Here is a 19,374-nt window from a genome sequence, read left to right on the forward strand (position 1 = left end):
ATTTATTATTAAACGTGAATGGCTCAATCGCTTTAAAATCCTTGATTATAACCATGCTTACCGGCTGATCTTTGAGTATCTGGAAACCTTTTATAATACAACTCGAATCCACAGTCATTGTAATTATATGTCGCCGAATAATTTTGAAAAACTTTTTACTAAAACACAAAATGAAAATTTACAAATAGCAGGTTAAAATGTGGGTGTCAAATTCTCATTTTAATTTGTACTAAATCTTGACATAGGACCAATGTTTTATAGCTTATAATTTGAAATATCATGTACTTTGATATTGGAACAATTCTTGCATTTGCTTGCAAGGATAACCGTGCATTTTGTAAATATATTTGTCCCATTACAATCTTTTTAAAACCGGCGAGTTATTTCTCACTGCTTAGGATTAAAATAGATGAAGAAAAGTGCAACGGCTGTGGCCGCTGTAAAAAGGTATGTCCGATGAATGTTGAGATGACAAATAATTCTCGAAAACGGATAAATGGAACGGAATGTATTCTGTGATTCAAATGCATTGAGGAATGCCCCAAAAAGGGACTACACTTATAGAAATAAGTAAGCCTTGCATTTCGTTTTGTCAAGGAAGCGAATTTCTTGTTACTTGAGCGTGACATGCAATTGGATATCCACAATCCGCCATTGCCTATTACGATCGATGTGACGTTGTTTAGTGAAGATGTTTCCTATGATAAAATTGCTGAAGTTGCCAAAGCTTTGGAAACCATCTTAGTTGAAAACGACATTCCCATTGTTGACTACAATATTCGTATTTTGCCATTGTCCGATAAACCGCAAAATAAAGATCAAGCGGTTTCGTGGGTCAATTCACTTTCGATTTCTGATTTCCCAACAGCGCTAATGAATTCGGAAAATCTGTCACAGGTGATGGATCAGTTTGAAATGAACCGGGTTAATGAGGTAAATGAAAAAGATAAAAAATGAATGAGTATCAAGAAGATGGTTATTGTGTGGTTGTGAATTCTGTCTAATACAGAAATTGTCAGAGATAAGTTTGTAATTGCGGTCTGCCTATCAGTAACTACCATTGCTCAATCTGATGAAAAAATGATCTTACATCACATCGGGGAGTATCCACCAATTGAGACGGTACTGGGGAAGCAATGGGGGCACTGTTTGGTTACAAATGGTTTCAAAATATTGTGAGACCAAAAGGCTGATGGATGGTATAATTAATGAAATATGGGTCAGTTTGTGATAAACACAAGTCGATGAAATGTAAAAAACAGCACCTTTGTCAAACCGGAATATGACGAACGAAACGTCCCCGAGTCATGCCTGTGTCATGTGATGGTAAACGGCTAAAGCGGGCACTGGTTAAATCAATTGGCGCGTAAGGTAGTTTGTCGGCTTGTATCTGACCAGAATATAAAAGGAGATAACAATGGCAACCAGTAAGGAATTTGCAGAGTATGTTTGTGATCAACTAATGGTAGCGGGAAACGTCAGCTACAGAAAAATGTTTGGCGAATATGGCGTCTATCTTGACGAAAAAATTGTGGGTCTGATCTGCGATAATCAGTTTTTTTTAAAGAAAACCGAAGTGGGGCGTTCCATGATCGAAGAACACCTGACAACCGTTGAGGAGGGGCTGCCATACCCCGGGGCCAAGCCACAGTTTTTGATTGAATCATTGGATGACCGGGAGTGGCTGGGGGAATTGTTGCGGGCCAGCTATCAGGAACTGCCAATGCCCAAACCCAAGAAAAAGAAAAAATGATGAATCAGCAAGCATATAAAAAGACTTACAAACCACTTATTTTGTGGCTGTTGTTCTTTCTGGCAGCAAGCACCCTGATGCCAATGGGGATCAACAGAATAATGCAGGAACACTTAAAGATGACTTGGGGGGCGGGTGCTGAGGTTAAAATGATCCTGATGTTCATGGTGCTTGCCATTGATGGATTAATGTGGATGATTTATGCCGGTGAATATGTCTACTGGATTAATGGCGGACCCAGCTTTGAAGAAGCAAAAGCAGCGGGCAGTGAAAAAAGAAAAGCATATGCAGAGGCGCATTTAAAGGTGTTTTTAAAAATGACATTACTTTGCTGTATCTACCTTGCAATCAGTTTGCTTTTTCGATTTCCGATGGGGATTGATATTGTTGCGATCACAGCAGCTGTTGTTGGCGCAGCGATTAAGACCATGCCGATTCGCTTTGATTAAAATCGTTGGTCACATTTGATGTGAGGCAGTCACAGCCAATCTGCCATAGCGGCGATATATTGTTTTTAACGACATTAAAGCTTCGACAATCCGAAACAATCAGCGCAATGAAATCTTCATGATGCGCCAAACAACCGCAGCGTGAGGCATCAAACCATCTTTATGGATATTTTTGACGGCATAAAAAAACGGCTAGTGTGTGATAGCCGTTTTTTTTATGCATTAATCCTTTTTTTCGTCAATCAAGTCAGACAGTTCGCCTTCCTCGTCGAGTTTTTTCAGGTCCGAAAAGCCGCCAATACAGGTTTCCCCGATAAAAATAAAGGGGACGCTATAGTGATGGGTTTCTGCCTGTAACTGATAACGCAGGTCGTCATTCTTAAAAATATCAACATCGGTGTAGGCAATTCCACGTTCATCAAGCAGTTTTTTGGCACCATTGGAATACGGACAAAACGGCCAGGTATACAATTTTATTTCTTTTTTCATGGGTCTCCTTTCTTTACATCATCAGGGATCAATGTGATGGTATTATTCTACCCACCACTGGTCACTTAAAACGCCAGTATTTTTCAAAAAAACGTTTCAAAAACCGGGTGGCAAAACGGAGGTATTCAAAAACGGAGAAAATAAAACAGGTTATCAAGCAGTTTAGGATAAACCGAGTTAATGCGGTAAATGAAGGCGCTAAAAAGTGAACACATACCCGGAAGAGAGCAATTGTAGTGTTACGCTTGCCGGGATATGTTCATATGGTGGCGGATATTGTTTTTATTAAAAGACGCCAGCAGGTCATCCAGCTGTCGCTCCATCGTTTGAATCACCTGTTCCTCGTCCTGATAGCTAATCACTTTAAAGACATTCTCAATCTCAACGACGCCATAGTTGTTGTTCAGCTGCTTGTTCAAAAACGCATTCATCAGACTGTCGGCGACGGACTTTAAGACGTCGACATTTTTATCAATCGCTTTGATCTTTTTAATCATTTTTCCCCGATTGAACAGAAAATCCAGCTGGGTAATGCTGATCAGGTAGGATGCACTGTAAAAACTCAGCCATTCGCGAACCTGCCGGTTAAACGCCTGTTTTTCAACGGTTTCAATCAGTTTTTCAGGCGTCAGCCCGTTGTAGTCAATGTTGTCGAGCAGTAGCAACTTAAAATTGACATTGAGTTTTCTGGCATTGTTCCAGATTTCGGCAATCAACCGTCGGCGTTCGGTAGCATAACTGACAATTGCGACAATCAGACTGACGAGCGATCCGGTAAAGATGCCAAAAAGAAACGAATTGTAGTTATCGAGGTTATTAAGAATATGACTTTTAAACGGGTCGACAACTAAATCGGGGATTATATCGTCAATCGCAAAAATCGCAATTGCAGATAAAACCGTCAGAACCAGAGTCACAATCGTACTGTACTTAAATGTCTTCATAAACAACGCTCCAGATTTTTTTATTTATTATAACTAAGTTTATTTTAATTGTAAATCCATTGATTAAAATAAAATTCGTAAAAGCGAAGGTTATCAGTAAGGAGTCTGGCGAGTTTGATAAACCCTGCAAGCGTTGCGTTATCAAGGAGTGGCGAATTGTCAAGTTTTATCGAATTTGTCGTCACTGTGGAATACGGATGCGTGTTGATTTTGACAACCATACTCTGTGGAATGTACAAGAGGTCAACGGGTATATTTTATATACTCGCCGGAAATGGTTGAAATGGGACAGATGGTGCACCAGGTGCGTGGTTTATAAACCAGTGACAGGATCACACCGATAAACGTGGTGGTCATCATCATGGAATAAAAACGGTAGGACAGATGCGTCAACCAGGCTGGGAGCCTTTCAAATGTGATCAATTGAGGCATTTCAAATGGCAGGGGAATCACAATCAGAAAACGCAGGTATTCCAAAGCGGGTGAAAAGCCTAATCCAACACGAATGGTGGTCATGGTGATAAAGGTTAGGCTGATACCAAAATAGATAAGCATAATCCATTTCATCTTACCCTGGATAAAAAAGGCTGGCGTTTTAAACGATAATTTCGAAGTAAGTTTACCGGTCGTGCTCAGCAGGCTGGCCCGGGGGCAATAGCCTTGGCACCAGGTTTTTTTACGGTTTCTAAACAATAAAATAAAGGGCAACATCATACAGATGAGACCTAAAATGGCGAAGTGAATATTGATAAATCCCAAAGTAAAATAAGTCAGTACCAGGAGAAATAAGAATCGATTATTTTTCATACAACAGCACCTTCACTTTAAAACGAAGAACGGATCATAAAACCGGGAATGGTTCCATAAATCCCATTTTGATGGAGTTTGTCAGTAATGGGGTAACTGCCGTTGAGGCAGCCAAGCCGTTTGTAGCAAAGAAGCCCCAGTGCGCCTTTGACACGGGAGTCGATTATTTTGATATACATTTTTACCTCCGAATAAAATTTGATGGGTCAAGTGAATGTTTCTTATTGTATCAAAGGCTTTTTTTGAAATCGGTGATTAGATCACAGAAACCATAACTGGGAGATTCGTTTTATTGATCGTTCTGATTTTTTGTTATTGTTTCGATGATGAATTTTTTACACTATTCTCAGCTTCGCTAAAATATTTTATAAAATGCTTATAATAACCCTTTGATTTTTCGGTGACATAGTTGCCGTCAATCTGAGGGTTATTTAATAGTTGATCAATATTAAATCCACCGGTGTAGGGGTCTAATACGCAGCCAGACAGATGTTTAGCTTTTATGGCGTGATTGGGACAGGCGTAAATACAGCGCATACACCAAATGCAATTGGAACCAAAAGAGATTCCATCCTCCGCTTCGGAAATATTATTGGTTGGGCAGTCACGAACGCATTTTTTGCAGTGTGTGCAACTAGCCGAAGCAGCAAGGCCTTTCGCAAAGTATTGGGCTCCATAATGTTCTTCCCCATAGTAAAGAACCCGAAGCAATTTGCTTAGAACCCCATTTATTTTTAAGTGTTGTTCCTGTTCGCTGAGGGTATCGGTGACGATGCGTTCTACTTTTTTAACGGCAGCCTGGTATAGCTGTTTATTTAGTTGATCGTCATATTTAATATACAAGTTGCAGGGCATGGCAATGATAGAATTATGGAAGACCCGATAGCCTTTTGCTTCCATTGTCTGGATAACCCTATCGGACGCCCCCTGGTTAAGGTAGTGCGGAGAAGAGGCGGTCTTGAAGACAAAAGCTTTTTTCCCCGGGCAGCTGGGCAGCATCTGAGCAAACTGGTCAGTAATACCTGAAGCGCCAAATCCCAGAACGGGATGACCGACTCCAATCAGATCAAAATCATTGATGACTGATGTCTTTTTATGATTTACAACATCCTCAATTCGAAATAGTTCAACTTCTACTTGGTTGCGTTCATAGGACTCAGCTAACAGCCGGGCAATAATTTCTGTATTGCCGGTACCTGAAAAATAAAAGATCCCGATTTTTTTCATTCTAATAGCCTCCTTGGGTAGAAACCTTAAATCCTTGAGATTAATACCGAATTGATAAACTGAGCTTCAAAATCTCCAATGACAGCTTCAAGCTCGATGTTTTCATTCATCACCAGATAGGATAGGACACCATCCAGTGCTGACATCAGGGTCAGGGCACTGGCCCGGGTATTGTGTTCAACAAATTGTCCGCTGCTGATGCCTCGGTCATAGAGTGCTTTGATAAAGTCACTGATATGCGTATAGTAATTTGCATACGCTTTCCACATTTCCGGAGTTGCAATGGCTTTAATCATGGTTAAAAAGAAAAAGGTAAGCTCCTTCTGGTGCGATAACCAGTATGAGACATAGTTCCGGATGTAAAATCGAAGCCCTGCTATCGGATCAGATTCTTTTAAAGCGAGGTGAACATACGCATAAATGGGTTCATTCAGCTTTTCGCTGGCATAAAATAAAATTTCGTCTTTGCTGCCAAAGTGATGATACAAGCCACCTTTACTGATTTGCGCTTGTTTGGCAATGCTCTCCATGGAGGCTCCTTCATAACCCTTATCAAGAAAAACCGCAACGGCAGCATTGACGATGTCATCCATCCGTTTTTCTTTTGTTTCCCATTTAGCCATAAAAATTCCTCCTTAAAAAAACCGACCGTCGGTTTTATTTTAAAGCGATGATCTGATTTTGTCAAGATGTTCTTTAAATGGCAAGGGTTCAATTCATTTCAAACACTTGGATTTAGTCTTTTCATATAGGTTTATATGATGTGGAGGTGTTTTGTTTGTCATGCCAGTCAGTCGATGTCAGGCAAGTTAGAACAACAGCAGATGAAACAGGAAAGAGCAAAGTAAGCGCAGAAAAACGTTCCTAGACATGCAAATGGATAAAAGTGGTGCCTTTGATTTGAATAATGGGTGAATAAGATGTGTATTGTAATTATATTTAATGACAATGTCAATAAAATGGGCTATTATATCTTTAAATATTAGATAAGAGGTGACAAATTATGGCACAAACAAATCTCAACATCCGTATGGATGAAGAATTGAAAAAAAACTTTGATATGATTTGTACAGAACTGGGCTTAAATATGACAGCAGCGATCAATGTTTTTGCAAGAGCGGTGGTTCGTAAGCATGGAATTCCCTTTGATTTGACGATCAATGATGATTTTTTCTATGGTGAAGCAAACGTGGAAAGATTAAGAGAATCCATCAAAAGTCTTGAGGCTGGCAAGGGAACCATTCATGAGCTAATTGAGGCTGACGATGAATAAAGTCTGGACGGATGAGGCCTGGGAAGATTACCTAATAAAGCAAACGGATTGGCTAAGCGAAACGTCCCCCGGGTCATGCACGACAGGTCTTTTTTTCAGCGCTTTAATAGTGTGGGGTTTAGAGGGGCTTCTCGAGATCAATCAGCAGTTCGTTGTGCCTTAAGAACAAAGGCGTAAAGGGGGAATTATAACGGGCCAGACGGAAATTGCCATGGGTCTTAAGATTCTTTTCCTGAAGCCATTGGAGTAATTTTGATTGGAGTTCAGTAAGCTTTTCTTTTTTGACGGAGCCGGAAAAAGTAATGGCAACAACGGTTTTTTCATCGATTTTATTAATGGCAATTCGTGAATTACCCGGTTCTGGGGGCGGTTCGTTGGCATATTTAGCGGGAAGAACAAACGCTGTTATTGAAATACCTGTTCCGAGTTCATTAAACACCGGGACAGTCATTGCAATTTTCTGATGTTTGGAATTGTTCCCGTTGATGTAATCAAAAATCTGATTAAATCCACTGGCGTTTTCACTTTTTTTATCGTCGATCGAAGCCGTCAGATAACTTTTATAGGCGCGAAGCTCGAAATCATTATCTTTCTCAATCACTGTGTATTCTGGGGTTTCATAATTTGGCATGATCTTTCCTCCTTGTGGTTTATAAACTATTGTTACCCCAAATTTGATTTTTATACGACTTTTTTTAAAACGGCTGATCATTTTTGCAACTACAGCAGTTTGCTGTTGAAGATAACATCAAATCAGGGTATGATTTTTTCAGCAGGAAAAGAATTGTTGACAACGCCAAATATCAAACCAATCTCAGATCTAAGAAACACTGTGGCAGTATTGCGGGATATTGCGGTGGAGTGCCCATAGTAAATTGAGTCGGGCCACGGGCTGGGAAAGGCGATGGTGGTGCTTTTATTAAAATGAGAGTTATGACGAAACGTCCACATGTCTCTGTGAGACACCGTTTGTGGCAAGGTACTGTGAAATCAAAGGAGCAATCATATGGACAATTACACGGATGAAGAATTGAGCGAAGCACTTCGGGAAGTATCTAAAACGATCAGCAACTGTGAAAAGATGCAAAAGAAATTTGCGGAAGGAACTGCCCAGTATTCACTGCTTAGAAATAGAATTAAAGCAATGGTTATCTCAAAGCTACTGATTGAAAGTGAACTATCCCTAAAGGACCAAATGACAGAAGAACTGGGGCAGGTTACAAAAGAAGAATTAACCGAAGCACTGAGGCCAGTGGTTTCAATTATCAGTAAGTGTGAAAAAGCACAGGAGAAATTTGCTGAAGGTAGCGCTCATTATCGACGGTTTGAAAATTTGATCAAGGCCATGAGAATTGCGAAAGCTCTGATTGAGAATCGGCTCACTTTATTGGAATAGGTGACAGTTTGTGATAAAAACAAGTGGATAAAAAACCAGTTCTTTTGTATAGCTGGAGTATGACGAACGAAACGTCCCCATATCTTCCAAACGTCGCTGTGTCTCCAGACAAGATGCTGGTGGCGTTGATATTGAAGCGGTGTGAAACGGCCACAGTATCTTAGAAAAAACGTGCGAAAAAAAACGCAAAAATCATCAAATGTCAAATTATTCATTAATCAGCCAACACTTTCAAACTATTCGTATAATATGAACAACATATTGAATACAAAATTTAAATAATTGGTTATACTATTACCATAAGAAAAAAACAACATAAGAAAAGCAACTGAAAATTATTATTTGGAGGGAACTAAATTATATGACTGAAACAAAACAAGAAAAATATGAACTGGTTATCACCGCTAATGAAGTTATATCAACAGATGCCCGATTCACAATGGATAACCTTGGATTAGGAGACAACTATAAGCCTTTGGATTCATTTTTCAAGAAATCCGAAGGCGAAATTATTCGCCGTAACTATAATAAAGGGGAAAGAAGAAACTCTAATCAAACAATGCCTCGTTTAGCTTGTCAAGTTTTTGAGCGGTCGATTGTAGCTTTGTCAGTAGAAGAAAAAGAGAATTTTCCAGTTTGCCAATATACGCCAGCCACAGAAATTATTCGAGGAATATTCACAAGTGTCGAAGAATTCAGGAAGCATAGGAAATCACTTGAGTATTTGATTTATAGCTATGACAATGACCGGAAATTTGTTTTTTATTGCTGGAATGTTTTTTCAACGATTATTTTCATTCAAGAATGTTTAAAACGATTTGGCCGTGAAGGTGATGAATTTGTTCTTACTTACCGCAAAAAGGATATCAAAGAAGCTGTTCAACCTGACCAAGAAAAGCTTATCGAAGAAGCGCAAGTTATGGAGTCTAAAGGCTACAATAATCCATATTCTAGCAATTTGATCGAATCTAAAAATATTATTTTTCGTGGTGCCCCGGGAACAGGAAAAACATATCTAGCAAAAGAAATTGCTACGGATATTGTTAGTAACGGCTATTTTTCTGATTATATGCTTCTAAGTGAAGAACAAAAAAAGCAAATCGAATTTGTACAGTTTCATCCAAGTTATGACTACACAGACTTTGTAGAAGGGTTACGCCCAAAAACAAACGATGATGGCAGCATGGGATTTGAGCTTCAGGATGGCGTATTTAAAAGATTTGTTACTCGAGCCAAGACAAACTTTGATAACTCGCAAAAATCGCAAGAAGTTATTGAGAAAGAAACATCCGTGCAGGAAATGATGTCGGAATATTTCTCGAACATTGAGTTGGGAGTAGATGAGCTGGAAACTGTTACTCGTACCAAATTTCATATCACCGGGATAGACGATAAGCATATCAATATTTCAATACCTGAAAACAAAACATCGGACAAACTTAGTATAAATATTAATGAGTTAAAAGAAATGTTGGCATCGGGTCAAACATTTACTCAGGTGAAGGATGTAAGAGATTTTTTTGGAAAATTAAGCAATACCCAACAATACTCTTATGATTTGGCAATTTTCAAAGCAATCAAGGCAAATAAAACATCTACGTCTGAGTTTGTATTCAAACCAGAGAAACTGAAACCATATATTTTTATTATTGATGAGATAAACCGTGGAGAAATTTCCAAAATATTGGGAGAACTATTCTTTTCAATTGATCCGGGATACCGTGGACGAGCCGGAGAAGTGTCAACTCAGTATGCTAATCTATACGATAATTCAAGTGAAAAATTTTATATCCCGGAGAATGTTTATATTATTGGAACAATGAATGATATTGATCGTTCGGTCGATAGTTTTGATTTTGCGATGCGTCGTCGTTTTAGATTTATTGAAATAAAAGCTGATGAGCGCCTGGAAATGCTGGATTATCTTGATGAAAGTAAAGAAGACGCAATTCAACGGATGACAGCCCTGAACAACGAAATTTCAAAAGTCGAAGAATTGAACGAGAACTATCATATTGGTGCATCTTATTTCCTGAAGCTTAAGATTTTGAGTGTAGAACAATTGTGGACTGATTACCTTTCACCATTACTGTTAGATTATGTTCGTGGTATGTATGATGAAGAAGGAATCATGAAAAAATTTGCGAAAGCTTATGGCTATGTGGAACCTCAAACAGGTGACGTTGATGACGGCGATTATTAAACTTAAAGATAATGTATTTACTAAAAAAAATGAATTTGAAAGCATTAATCATTTAACAAAAAAAATTTTAGACAAAACTTTGAAGCAGCTAGAAAAAGAAGGGGTTTTCGTTTTTCCTGAAGAAGTAAGTGAGGCGGAAGATATTACTAAAGATCAGATGATTCTTCAGCGCATCAATGATTGTTATCGCACTAGCAACGTTTTGGGATTCCTTGGATACGGTAAAGAACGTCTTGTAATTGAATCGCGTTTTTCTACAGGAAAAAGCGACTATTTTTTTCAGTATTTATTGGAGTGTGTTTTAGACTTTCCTAATTTCTTAGAGTTGCACACTGATGCTGATCAAAACAGCAGAATGTTTAATTTACTGGTGTTTCTTTTTCCCTACTATCTCAAATCAGCGATGCGAAAAGGGCTTTTTAAAACATACAAAAACTATCAATATAATGATGGCAACCTAAAAGGAACCATTGATATTGCACGACATATTATAAGAAACACACCCTTTACAGGAAATATTTCTTATAATCAGCGTGAATTTTCATTCGATAACGATCTGATGCAATTAATCCGCCATACGATTGAATTCATTAAAACTAAACCCTATGGCAACAAGTTGCTCCGACGAGCTAAAGATGAGATATCAGCAATCTATGAAGCAACTACGGACTATGAATACTATGACCGAAGGAAAATTATCATCGCAAATAGGAAAAAACCCATTCGTCATGCTTTTTACCATGATTATCGAGAACTCCAGCGATTATGCATCATGATTTTGCAGTATGAGAAACAACAAATCGGTTCAGGTGTCCGTCAACTTCACGGAATTCTGTTTGATGGTGCATGGCTTTGGGAGGAGTACATAAATTCACTGATTGGTCAGTTCTTTTACCATCCAAGGAATAAAGGTAAAGAAGGCGCTCAACGGCTATTTGCTGGTAATGTGGGGTTAATTTACCCTGACTTTATTAGTCGAGACAACAAGAATCGGACTATTGCTGATGCCAAGTATAAACCAATTAATAACATTGGGAATAAAGATTATCTTCAGGTCTTGGCATATATGTTTAGGTTTGATGCAACGAATGGTTATTACTTTTACCCCGAAAGTGGTGAGATAAAAAATCTTGAGCTGCATCTAAATAGCGGTTCTACATATGAAAAAGATGTTGGAGCTCGTGAAAATATAAGGCTCAGCAAATATGGGTTGCTTATTCCTAATAATGTAGCAGATTATGATCAATTTAAAACGCAGATGAAAGAAAGTGAATTATCATTCAAAAGCCATTTTGACGGGTTATAAATTATAATCTAATTTCTTATTGAAAGTTTTACATGATAAACAAGAGCTGATTACATCTAGCCTATTATCAACAAACTTTGATACTTCAGTAGGTCGGGAGTTCGATTCCATTAGGGAAAACCTAGAATTATAAAAAAACGGTGATAAAGTGGTGGGATAACTCTTTGAGGCGGTTATTCTGCTATTCTTACCGGACTCTTAATCAGGGTGACCAGAGAAAACAATAAATCAAAAAAACCCAGGCTTAACAACCTGGGTTTTTCTATGATAAATTTGTGGCCTACTTGTGTCTTACGACTTCAAATGATCTCAAATGAACTGCTCTGAAATCGCATGATACCGTAACAAATTGGGCTATAGCCTACTTACTTGCTTCTTCGATGGCTACCGCAACCGAAACCGTCGCACCAACCATTGGGTTATTCCCCATTCCGATCAGACCCATCATTTCAACATGGGCAGGAACCGAAGACGAACCGGCGAATTGAGCATCAGAATGCATCCGGCCCATGGTGTCGGTCATCCCGTAGGAAGCTGGACCAGCGGCCATGTTGTCCGGATGCAGGGTTCGGCCGGTACCGCCGCCAGAGGCCACGGAGAAATATTTCTTGCCTTGTTCTAAAGCTTCCTTTTTATAGGTGCCGGCAACCGGGTGTTGGAAACGGGTCGGGTTGGTGGAGTTTCCGGTGATGGAAACATGAACCCCTTCATAATGCATGATGGCCACGCCTTCTTGCACATCGTTACAGCCATAGCAGTTAACGGCAGCCCGTTCGCCGTCGGAATACGGGGTTCGGGAAACAATGTTTAGTTCACCGGTGGCGTAGTCATAGTCGGTTTTGACATAGGTAAAGCCGTTGACCCGGGAAATAATCAGAGCTGCGTCTTTGCCCAGACCGTTTAAGATAACCCGCAGCGGTTTTTGACGAACCTTGTTGGCCGAGCGGGCGATACCGATGGCACCTTCAGCCGCCGCAAAGGATTCATGGCCAGCTAAAAAGGCAAAACATTCGGTTTCTTCTCGTAAAAGCATTGCACCGAGGTTCCCATGACCTAAACCAACCTTCCGTTGTTCAGCCACTGAACCGGGAATACAGAAAGCCTGTAAGCCTTCGCCGATGACTTCAGAGGCGTCAGCCGCATTGGTAATGCCACGTTTAATGGCCAGAGCCGCACCCAGGGTGTAAGCCCAGCAGGCGTTTTCAAAACAGATCGGCTGAATGCCTTTAACAATGCCAGCCACATCAATGCCTTTTTCATCACAGATCGCTTTTGCTTCTTCTAAAGAGGCAATGCCATTGGCAGCTAAAACTTCTTCAATTTTAGCGATTCTTCTTTCATAACTTTCAAATAATGCCATGTGATTTCCTCCTATTCTTTTCTTGGATCGATGTATTTGACCGCATCGTCGAATTGTCCGTATTTACCAGAGGCTTTTTCCAAAGCGACAGCTGGCTCAACGCCGTTATTGATACTTTCCATCATTTTTCCAAGGTGAACGAAAGAGTAACCAACGATTTCATCGTTTTTGTTTAAGGCCAATTTCTGGATATAACCTTCGGCAATTTCCAGGTAGCGGGGGCCTTTGGCAAGGGTACCATAGGTGGTACCAACCTGGCTTCGCAAACCTTTGCCCAAATCTTCAAGTCCGGCGCCAATTGGCAGGCCGCCCTCGGAGAATGCCGTTTGGGTACGGCCATATACGATTTGTAAAAACAATTCCCGCATGGCGGTGTTAATTGCATCACAAACTAAATCCGTGTTAAGTGCTTCTAAGATTGTTTTTCCTGGCATAATTTCAGAGGCCATCGAAGCTGAATGAGTCATTCCCGAACAACCGATGGTTTCAATCAGACATTCCTCGATGATGCCATCCTTTACATTAAGGGTTAATTTACAGGCGCCTTGTTGTGGGGCACACCAGCCAATACCGTGTGTCAAACCGGAGATGTCGGTGACTTCTTTTGCCTGAACCCATTTTCCCTCCTCTGGGATTGGGGCACAACCGTGGTTTGCGTTATTACCAACGGTACACATTCTTTTAATTTCGTGAGAATATTCCATTCATTAATCTCCCTTCAAAAAATTACTCCTTTAATTATAAACTTAAAATTTCAAAATAAACAGGTAATATTTTGTCATTTTTACGAATCGGGGAAAAATACCCGAATAGGACAAAAAGTTTAATTGATGAAATGGCGAAATCGATGTAGAATAGGGCAAGAACCTAAAATAGGTGAATTTTATCTTTGGTTCGGGAACTTATCTTAAAAATTTATTAAATGAAACGATAGATAATTGGTCGATTGATCTGCGGATTGATTGAGAAGGGATGTAAACGAATGGAATTGAAAAATAAACTTAGCCTGGGAGCAAAAAGAGTGGAGTACTTAATGGATGAGTATTTCGACCGGGACAAGACGCTGGGCTTTTGTAAGGCATGCCCGAATTTTTCCAAATACTGGTCCTGCCCCCCTTACGCATTTGATGAAGCAATCTTTCTAAAACAGTTTAAATACATGCACATCATCGGCAGACAGTTTGAGGTCTCCCGGGAAGATTTAAGAAATATCCGTGATCCTCAGGCGGTTAAAGACTACTGTACCGACAAACTCCAGGCGATCAAGGTGATGACCTGGAAAACCCTGTTAGAAATTGAAAACGAAGTCGATGGGGTGATCGGTCTGATCCCCGGCAATTGCCCGATCTGCGAAACCCAGGGGCTGGCCTGTGCCAGAAAAACCAATGAACCATGCCGTCATCCCGGCATGATGCGCTTTTCATTGGAATCGCTCGGCTTTAATGTGGCCGATCTGCTTAAATATGAGGTCGGCATGACAATCAAGTGGGGCGATACCTACCGCTTGCCGGAGGTGCTGACCTCGGTGTCGGCAATCCTCTGCAATGAAGAAATTCCCAAAGAAATCCTCAAAAAATATTTTCCCGATAAAAAGAAGAGCTGGGAACGGGACAAACACCGGGCGCCGGTGGATGAGTTCCAAGTTTCGGAAGTCATCAAACCGGAAGAGACCATCCATGGTGGCAGAGCGGCGGTTGCCGCCAGAGCTAAAATCATTGACGATGAAATTCCAGCGTATCGGCCCCAGAAAAGCTGGGTCGGCTATAAAGCCGATAAGAACCCTGAAGATGAAGTCATGAAAAAGGGTTATACGGTCACCATTCAGGGCGAAGAAGATGTGATTCCGGAAATGACAGCACAAGAAGTGGAAGCACAAAAAATCTACGAGGAAGACACGGCCCCGGAAGTTAAGGCAGAAGAGGTGCTGGTGGAAGTGGTTACCCTAACGGCCGAACCGGAACCGGAAGCTCCCGAAGTGGTGATTGAGGAAGAAGACGACAGCAAATATCAATGGCTGGGCTTTAAGGCTAACCTTGATGATGACGAAATCGTCAAACGTCCAATCCCAAAAATGACCGAGCTGATTCTCGATGGCGAAGAAATACCGGCGGAAAATGAAGCGACTGAGCCAGCCGGGGAAGTGTGTCCGGATCTGGCTGTACCCCAGGTCGAAGAAGCGGCAGCTGAAGCAGCAGTGACCGAACCAGCAGTCAGCTGTGTTGCAGTTGAAGAAGCGGTTTCGGAAGTGAGTGAAGAGACAGTCGCAGAAGAAGAGGACGACAGCAACTATCAGTGGTTGGGCTTTAAAGCCAGCCTTGATGACGAGGAAGAAACCATTGTCACCAAGTCAACCCTGGCAACCCTGGTGATTCCCGAATAGAATAGTAGTAACGACCTGGATTGTGTTTGGGATGAGCTTTGGCCGTCCTGGGCACAATCTAATTTATATCACGGCGCTTTTGCAGCAACGATAAAAAAACAATTTGAAGGAGAAAAATGATGTATTATTCAGCAGACATTGGTGTTATTGGCGGTTCCGGTCTTTATGAGCTTAGTAGTGATGTGAAAAAAATTGAAGTCGACACTCCTTATGGCAAGCCATCGGACGATATCAGCCTGGTTAAAGTAGGCGAAAAAACCGTGGCCTTTTTGCCCCGGCACGGCAAAGAACATACGCTCAATCCGTCTGAAATTAATTATCGGGCCAATATCTATGCCTTAAAAACCCTGGGGGTCAAAGCGATTATCTCGCCCTGCTGTGTGGGGAGTCTTAAGTTTGATATCAAACCCGGCGATTTTGTGATCACCGATCAGTTTATCAATATGACCTCCGGCCGCAAGGATACCTTTTTTGAAAAACCGAAGGTCAATCATCTGAGTTCGGCCCATCCCTACGATAAAAACCTGCGGGTGCTGGCGATGGAAGCGGCTAAAGAATGCGGAATTACGGCGCATTTTGGCGGGACAGTGATTGTTATTAACGGGCCCCGTTTCTCTACCGTGGCCGAAAGCCGGATGTTTGCGATGCTGGGTGCCGATGTGGTTAATATGACCCAGTATCCGGAAGGCTATCTCTGTCTGGAACAGGAAATCCCGGTGGTGAACATTGCCCTGACCACCGATTACGATGCCGGGCTCGAAGGCCATCCCGACATTAAGCCAGTCACCAACGAGGATGTCATCCGGGTTTTAAACGAAAATGCCGAAAAAGTAAAAGCGCTGATCTTTAAGCTCATCGATAAGTTAGAGGTGTAGGCTTGAAAGCTGTTTATTTTGAAGAGGGGAAGCTAAGTCTGATTGATCAAACCAAGCTTCCCACGGAGTTTATTGTTAATTCCTATACCGATTATCGGGAAATTGCCAAAGCGATTGTCGATATGATTGTCCGGGGTGCACCGGCCATCGGGGTAACCGCTGGCTACGGTGTTTATTTTGGTGCGTTGGAATATCAAAACGAGCCAAAAGATGTTTTTTATGTTAAAATGAAAGAAGTTTGCGAATTACTGGCGTCTACCCGTCCCACCGCCGTGAATTTATTCTGGGCGATTAAGCGGATGGAAGACGTGATGGCGGCCAATGCCGATAAAGAGCCGGCCGAGCTGGTGGCGATCTTAAAACAGGAAGCCGATGCGATCTGTGCCGAGGACATTCAGATGTGCCGGGACATGGGCAAGCATGGTGCCGAACTGATCCACGAAGGTGATACCCTCTTGACCCACTGCAATGCGGGTGCTCTGGCCACCGCCGATTACGGCACCGCCCTGGGCGTGATCCGAGCCGCCCATGAAGCGGGCAAGAATATTTCTGTCTATGCCGATGAAACCCGGCCGTTTTTACAGGGGGCCCGGCTGACGGCCTATGAGCTCCACGCCGACGGCATTCCGGTAACGTTGATCACCGACAACATGGCGGGCTGGATGATGAAGCAAGGCAAAATTGATGGTGTCATTGTCGGCGCCGATCGGATTGCGGTAAATGGCGATGTCGCCAATAAAATCGGCACCTATTCGGTGTCGGTACTGGCCAAGGCCCATGGTATCCCGATGTATGTGGCGGCACCAACCTCGACCATTGATTTTGTGATGATGTCCGGCGATGAAATCGTCATCGAACAACGGAACTGCCGCGAGATCAGCCATATTGGTGGGGTTCAGGTGGCACCAGAAGGGGTTGCCATGGAAAATCCGGCCTTTGATGTCACCCCGCACCAGAATGTCACGGCGATCATCACCGAAAAAGGAGTGGTCTATCCGCCTTATGATCTAAATATTCCCAAGCTAAACGAATAAAAAGCTAAAGGATGACGTATGAAAGTAAATATATTATTTCCCGTTCTCGATGAAGAGCGGCGCTTGGAAAAAGGGATTTTAAAAACCCTGATATTCCTCAAAAAAAACAAGCTGTTTGATTATCAGCTGACTATCATCGATAACGGCTCCACCGATGCCACCGAGGCCATCAGCCGCCGTTTGTGTGAAAAGTATAAAGAAGTCGAATATCTAAAAACTCCGGAAAAAGGGGTTGGCGTGGCGCTGCGAACCGGTGCCGCTGCCAACAGCTGTGAAGTGATCGGCTATATGGACATCGATTTGTCCACCAGTATTGAGCACTTAAGAGAAGTGAAGGACATTTTTTCAAACCAGCCGGATGTAAAAATTATTAAGGGCTCCCGGCTGATGAAAAATTCGGCCGTGATGGGACGCAAGCCAACCCGGGAATTGACCTCCCGGGGGCTTAATAGCCTTTTGCACGTGGTGTTTAAAAATAAGTTTACCGATGCCCTCTGTGGCTTTGATTTTTACCGCAAAGACACCTTTGATCAGCTAATTGCCGCTTCCAGCCAGGACAATGGCTGGTTTTATTGCGTGGAGCTGTTGCTGCGGGCCGAGCGCCAGGGCATTGCCGTTTATGATATTCCGGTAATCTGGAAAGATGATTACGATACTAAGGTAAAGGTTGTTAAAACTGTGGTATCCTATCTCAAGCAGATCAAATTTTTAAAGTCAGAGTTTATCAAAGAAGATCGAACAAAAGGCTGACAGCAAGGAGTTAAGATGAAGGTACCAGCGAACAATTTACTTCGGCATTTCAACGAGCACCAAGCGGAATACGAAAACAAAGCCCTGGAAATTTTAAGAAGCGGCAGCTATGTGCTTGGGGATGAGGTAGCGCGCTTTGAAAAAGATTTTGCCAGTTATGTCGGCACCGATTACTGCGTCGGTCTGGGCAACTGCTTAGATGCCCTGTGGCTGTCGTTTCGGGTCTTGGGCATTGGCGCCGGTGATGAGGTCATCGTTCCGGCCAATACCTATATTGCCAGTGTCATGGGGATTACGATAAACAATGCCACCCCGGTTTTTGTCGAGCCGGACGCCTTTCATAGCATCGATGCGGACAAAATCGAAGAAAGAATTACCGACAAGACCAAAGCCATTCTGGTGGTGCACCTTTACGGCACCTGCTGCGAAATGGATAAGATCGTGGCGATTGCCAAAAAGCATAACCTTTATCTGGTAGAAGATTGCGCCCAGAGCCATGGCGCCACCTATCAGGGTCAGATGACCGGTTCTTTTGGGGATATCGGCTGTTTCAGTTTTTATCCATCCAAAAATCTTGGCGCATTTGGTGATGGTGGGGCGATTACCACCAACAGCCCGGAACTGGATCAGGCCTTTCGGATGTATCGGTTTTACGGCAGTGAGAAGCGCTATTATAATAAGGTGGTCGGCACCAATTCCCGGCTCGATGAACTTCAGGCCGGGCTGCTAAACGTTAAGCTTCGTTATCTGGACGCGCTTAATGCCGACCGCAACCGGGTTTGCATGACCTATCTTAACAAAATGAACAACCCTGTAATTGCGCTGCCAAAGCTGCGGGTCCAGGCTACCACAGTCTGGCATCAGTTTGTCGTGACCACGCCCTATCGGGATGAGCTGAAAGATTATCTGGAAACACAGGGCATTGGCAGTATTATTCACTACCCGATCCCACCCCATCTGTCGGAAGCCTATGCGTATTTAAAGATCGGCCCGGGCAGTCTGCCGATTACCGAAAAACTGGCCGACGAGGTTTTATCGCTGCCGCTTTTTTATGGGATGACCGACGCTGAGATTGATACGGTAGTGGCTGCCATCAATGCTTTTGTGCCCAAGGCATTGGAGCAATAA

The 19,374-nt window shown here is 42.2% G+C and carries 23 protein-coding genes; 14 read left to right on the plus strand and 9 right to left on the minus strand.

The window, feature by feature from the left end:
• From BI182_RS03270 to BI182_RS03290, 5 genes are all read left to right on the plus strand, one after another.
• Positions 1-196 (plus strand): IS3 family transposase (locus BI182_RS03270; protein WP_286805512.1); only part of this gene is annotated, 196 nt, incomplete at its 5' end.
• A gap of 83 nt (positions 197-279) precedes the next feature.
• On the plus strand, positions 280-519 hold the full coding sequence (locus BI182_RS03275; RefSeq protein ID WP_353744735.1) for a 4Fe-4S dicluster domain-containing protein: 240 nt from the start codon (positions 280-282) through the stop codon (positions 517-519).
• Positions 520-609: 90 nt separating this feature from the next.
• Positions 610-957: a hypothetical protein gene (locus tag BI182_RS03280; RefSeq protein WP_286805513.1), complete on the plus strand. Its 348-nt coding sequence runs from the start codon at positions 610-612 to the stop codon at positions 955-957.
• A 460-nt stretch (positions 958-1,417) separates the two neighbouring features.
• Positions 1,418-1,753, plus strand: a complete 336-nt coding sequence (locus BI182_RS03285; RefSeq protein ID WP_286805515.1) for a TfoX/Sxy family protein — start codon at positions 1,418-1,420, stop codon at positions 1,751-1,753.
• Positions 1,681-2,202, plus strand: coding sequence for a hypothetical protein (locus BI182_RS03290; RefSeq protein ID WP_286805516.1), 522 nt, complete (start codon positions 1,681-1,683; stop codon positions 2,200-2,202). The genes BI182_RS03285 and BI182_RS03290 overlap by 73 nt, the downstream gene beginning before the upstream one ends.
• 222 nt (positions 2,203-2,424) lie before the next feature.
• Here BI182_RS03290 and BI182_RS03295 read toward each other — a convergent pair whose 3' ends face one another.
• The 6 genes from BI182_RS03295 to BI182_RS03320 all read right to left on the minus strand — a co-directional run bounded on the left by BI182_RS03295 (position 2,425) and on the right by BI182_RS03320 (position 6,292).
• Complete coding sequence (locus BI182_RS03295; protein WP_250934491.1) at positions 2,425-2,691, minus strand: glutaredoxin domain-containing protein; 267 nt, start codon at positions 2,689-2,691, stop codon at positions 2,425-2,427.
• Between the two features lie 239 nt (positions 2,692-2,930).
• A complete protein-coding gene (locus BI182_RS03300; RefSeq protein ID WP_286805517.1) occupies positions 2,931-3,635 on the minus strand; it encodes a hypothetical protein in 705 nt (234 codons plus the stop codon).
• A 243-nt stretch (positions 3,636-3,878) separates the two neighbouring features.
• Positions 3,879-4,442: a hypothetical protein gene (locus tag BI182_RS03305; RefSeq protein ID WP_286805519.1), complete on the minus strand. Its 564-nt coding sequence runs from the start codon at positions 4,440-4,442 to the stop codon at positions 3,879-3,881.
• Positions 4,443-4,459: 17 nt separating this feature from the next.
• Positions 4,460-4,621 (minus strand): YtxH domain-containing protein, encoded by a 162-nt coding sequence (locus BI182_RS03310; RefSeq protein ID WP_286805520.1) that lies wholly within the window; start codon positions 4,619-4,621, stop codon positions 4,460-4,462.
• A 133-nt stretch (positions 4,622-4,754) separates the two neighbouring features.
• Positions 4,755-5,669, minus strand: a complete 915-nt coding sequence (locus BI182_RS03315) for an EFR1 family ferrodoxin (protein ID WP_286805521.1) — start codon at positions 5,667-5,669, stop codon at positions 4,755-4,757.
• Positions 5,670-5,695: 26 nt separating this feature from the next.
• Entirely contained in the window at positions 5,696-6,292 is a 597-nt protein-coding gene (locus tag BI182_RS03320) for a TetR/AcrR family transcriptional regulator (RefSeq protein ID WP_286805523.1), read from the minus strand.
• 380 nt (positions 6,293-6,672) lie between these two features.
• Here BI182_RS03320 and BI182_RS03325 point away from each other — a divergent pair, with 380 nt between their 5' ends.
• Positions 6,673-6,942: a type II toxin-antitoxin system RelB/DinJ family antitoxin gene (locus BI182_RS03325; RefSeq protein WP_286805525.1), complete on the plus strand. Its 270-nt coding sequence runs from the start codon at positions 6,673-6,675 to the stop codon at positions 6,940-6,942.
• Between the two features lie 118 nt (positions 6,943-7,060).
• Here BI182_RS03325 and BI182_RS03330 read toward each other — a convergent pair whose 3' ends face one another.
• Positions 7,061-7,573, minus strand: coding sequence for an SOUL family heme-binding protein (locus tag BI182_RS03330; RefSeq protein ID WP_286805527.1), 513 nt, complete (start codon positions 7,571-7,573; stop codon positions 7,061-7,063).
• A gap of 375 nt (positions 7,574-7,948) precedes the next feature.
• Here BI182_RS03330 and BI182_RS03335 point away from each other — a divergent pair, with 375 nt between their 5' ends.
• From BI182_RS03335 to BI182_RS03345, 3 genes are all read left to right on the plus strand, one after another.
• Positions 7,949-8,338, plus strand: coding sequence for a hypothetical protein (locus BI182_RS03335; protein ID WP_286805529.1), 390 nt, complete (start codon positions 7,949-7,951; stop codon positions 8,336-8,338).
• A gap of 361 nt (positions 8,339-8,699) precedes the next feature.
• On the plus strand, positions 8,700-10,541 hold the full coding sequence (locus BI182_RS03340) for an McrB family protein (protein ID WP_286805531.1): 1,842 nt from the start codon (positions 8,700-8,702) through the stop codon (positions 10,539-10,541).
• A complete protein-coding gene (locus tag BI182_RS03345) occupies positions 10,525-11,847 on the plus strand; it encodes a 5-methylcytosine restriction system specificity protein McrC (protein ID WP_286805532.1) in 1,323 nt (440 codons plus the stop codon). Before BI182_RS03340 ends, BI182_RS03345 begins: the two co-directional genes overlap by 17 nt.
• A gap of 361 nt (positions 11,848-12,208) precedes the next feature.
• Here BI182_RS03345 and BI182_RS03350 read toward each other — a convergent pair whose 3' ends face one another.
• Both BI182_RS03350 and BI182_RS03355 read right to left on the minus strand, forming a co-directional pair.
• The gene (locus tag BI182_RS03350) at positions 12,209-13,207 is read right to left on the minus strand and encodes a GGGtGRT protein (protein WP_070369585.1); all 999 of its coding nucleotides are present in this window, start codon (positions 13,205-13,207) and stop codon (positions 12,209-12,211) included.
• Positions 13,208-13,218: 11 nt separating this feature from the next.
• Positions 13,219-13,911, minus strand: coding sequence for an iron-sulfur cluster assembly scaffold protein (locus tag BI182_RS03355; protein ID WP_286805534.1), 693 nt, complete (start codon positions 13,909-13,911; stop codon positions 13,219-13,221).
• A gap of 278 nt (positions 13,912-14,189) precedes the next feature.
• On the opposite strand from BI182_RS03355, the gene BI182_RS03360 reads away from it, so the two are divergent.
• The 5 genes from BI182_RS03360 to BI182_RS03380 all read left to right on the plus strand — a co-directional run bounded on the left by BI182_RS03360 (position 14,190) and on the right by BI182_RS03380 (position 19,374).
• Positions 14,190-15,587, plus strand: coding sequence for a DUF2284 domain-containing protein (locus BI182_RS03360; protein ID WP_286805535.1), 1,398 nt, complete (start codon positions 14,190-14,192; stop codon positions 15,585-15,587).
• 119 nt (positions 15,588-15,706) lie between these two features.
• Positions 15,707-16,462 (plus strand): MTAP family purine nucleoside phosphorylase, encoded by a 756-nt coding sequence (locus tag BI182_RS03365; RefSeq protein WP_070369582.1) that lies wholly within the window; start codon positions 15,707-15,709, stop codon positions 16,460-16,462.
• A 2-nt stretch (positions 16,463-16,464) separates the two neighbouring features.
• Complete coding sequence (mtnA, locus tag BI182_RS03370; protein ID WP_286805537.1) at positions 16,465-17,496, plus strand: S-methyl-5-thioribose-1-phosphate isomerase; 1,032 nt, start codon at positions 16,465-16,467, stop codon at positions 17,494-17,496.
• 18 nt (positions 17,497-17,514) lie between these two features.
• Complete coding sequence (locus BI182_RS03375; protein ID WP_286805539.1) at positions 17,515-18,246, plus strand: glycosyltransferase; 732 nt, start codon at positions 17,515-17,517, stop codon at positions 18,244-18,246.
• A gap of 15 nt (positions 18,247-18,261) precedes the next feature.
• Complete coding sequence (locus BI182_RS03380; RefSeq protein WP_286805540.1) at positions 18,262-19,374, plus strand: DegT/DnrJ/EryC1/StrS family aminotransferase; 1,113 nt, start codon at positions 18,262-18,264, stop codon at positions 19,372-19,374.

Origin of the sequence: Acetobacterium sp. MES1, from assembly GCF_002237635.1 — a bacterium.
GTDB lineage: Bacteria > Bacillota > Clostridia > Eubacteriales > Eubacteriaceae > Acetobacterium > Acetobacterium wieringae.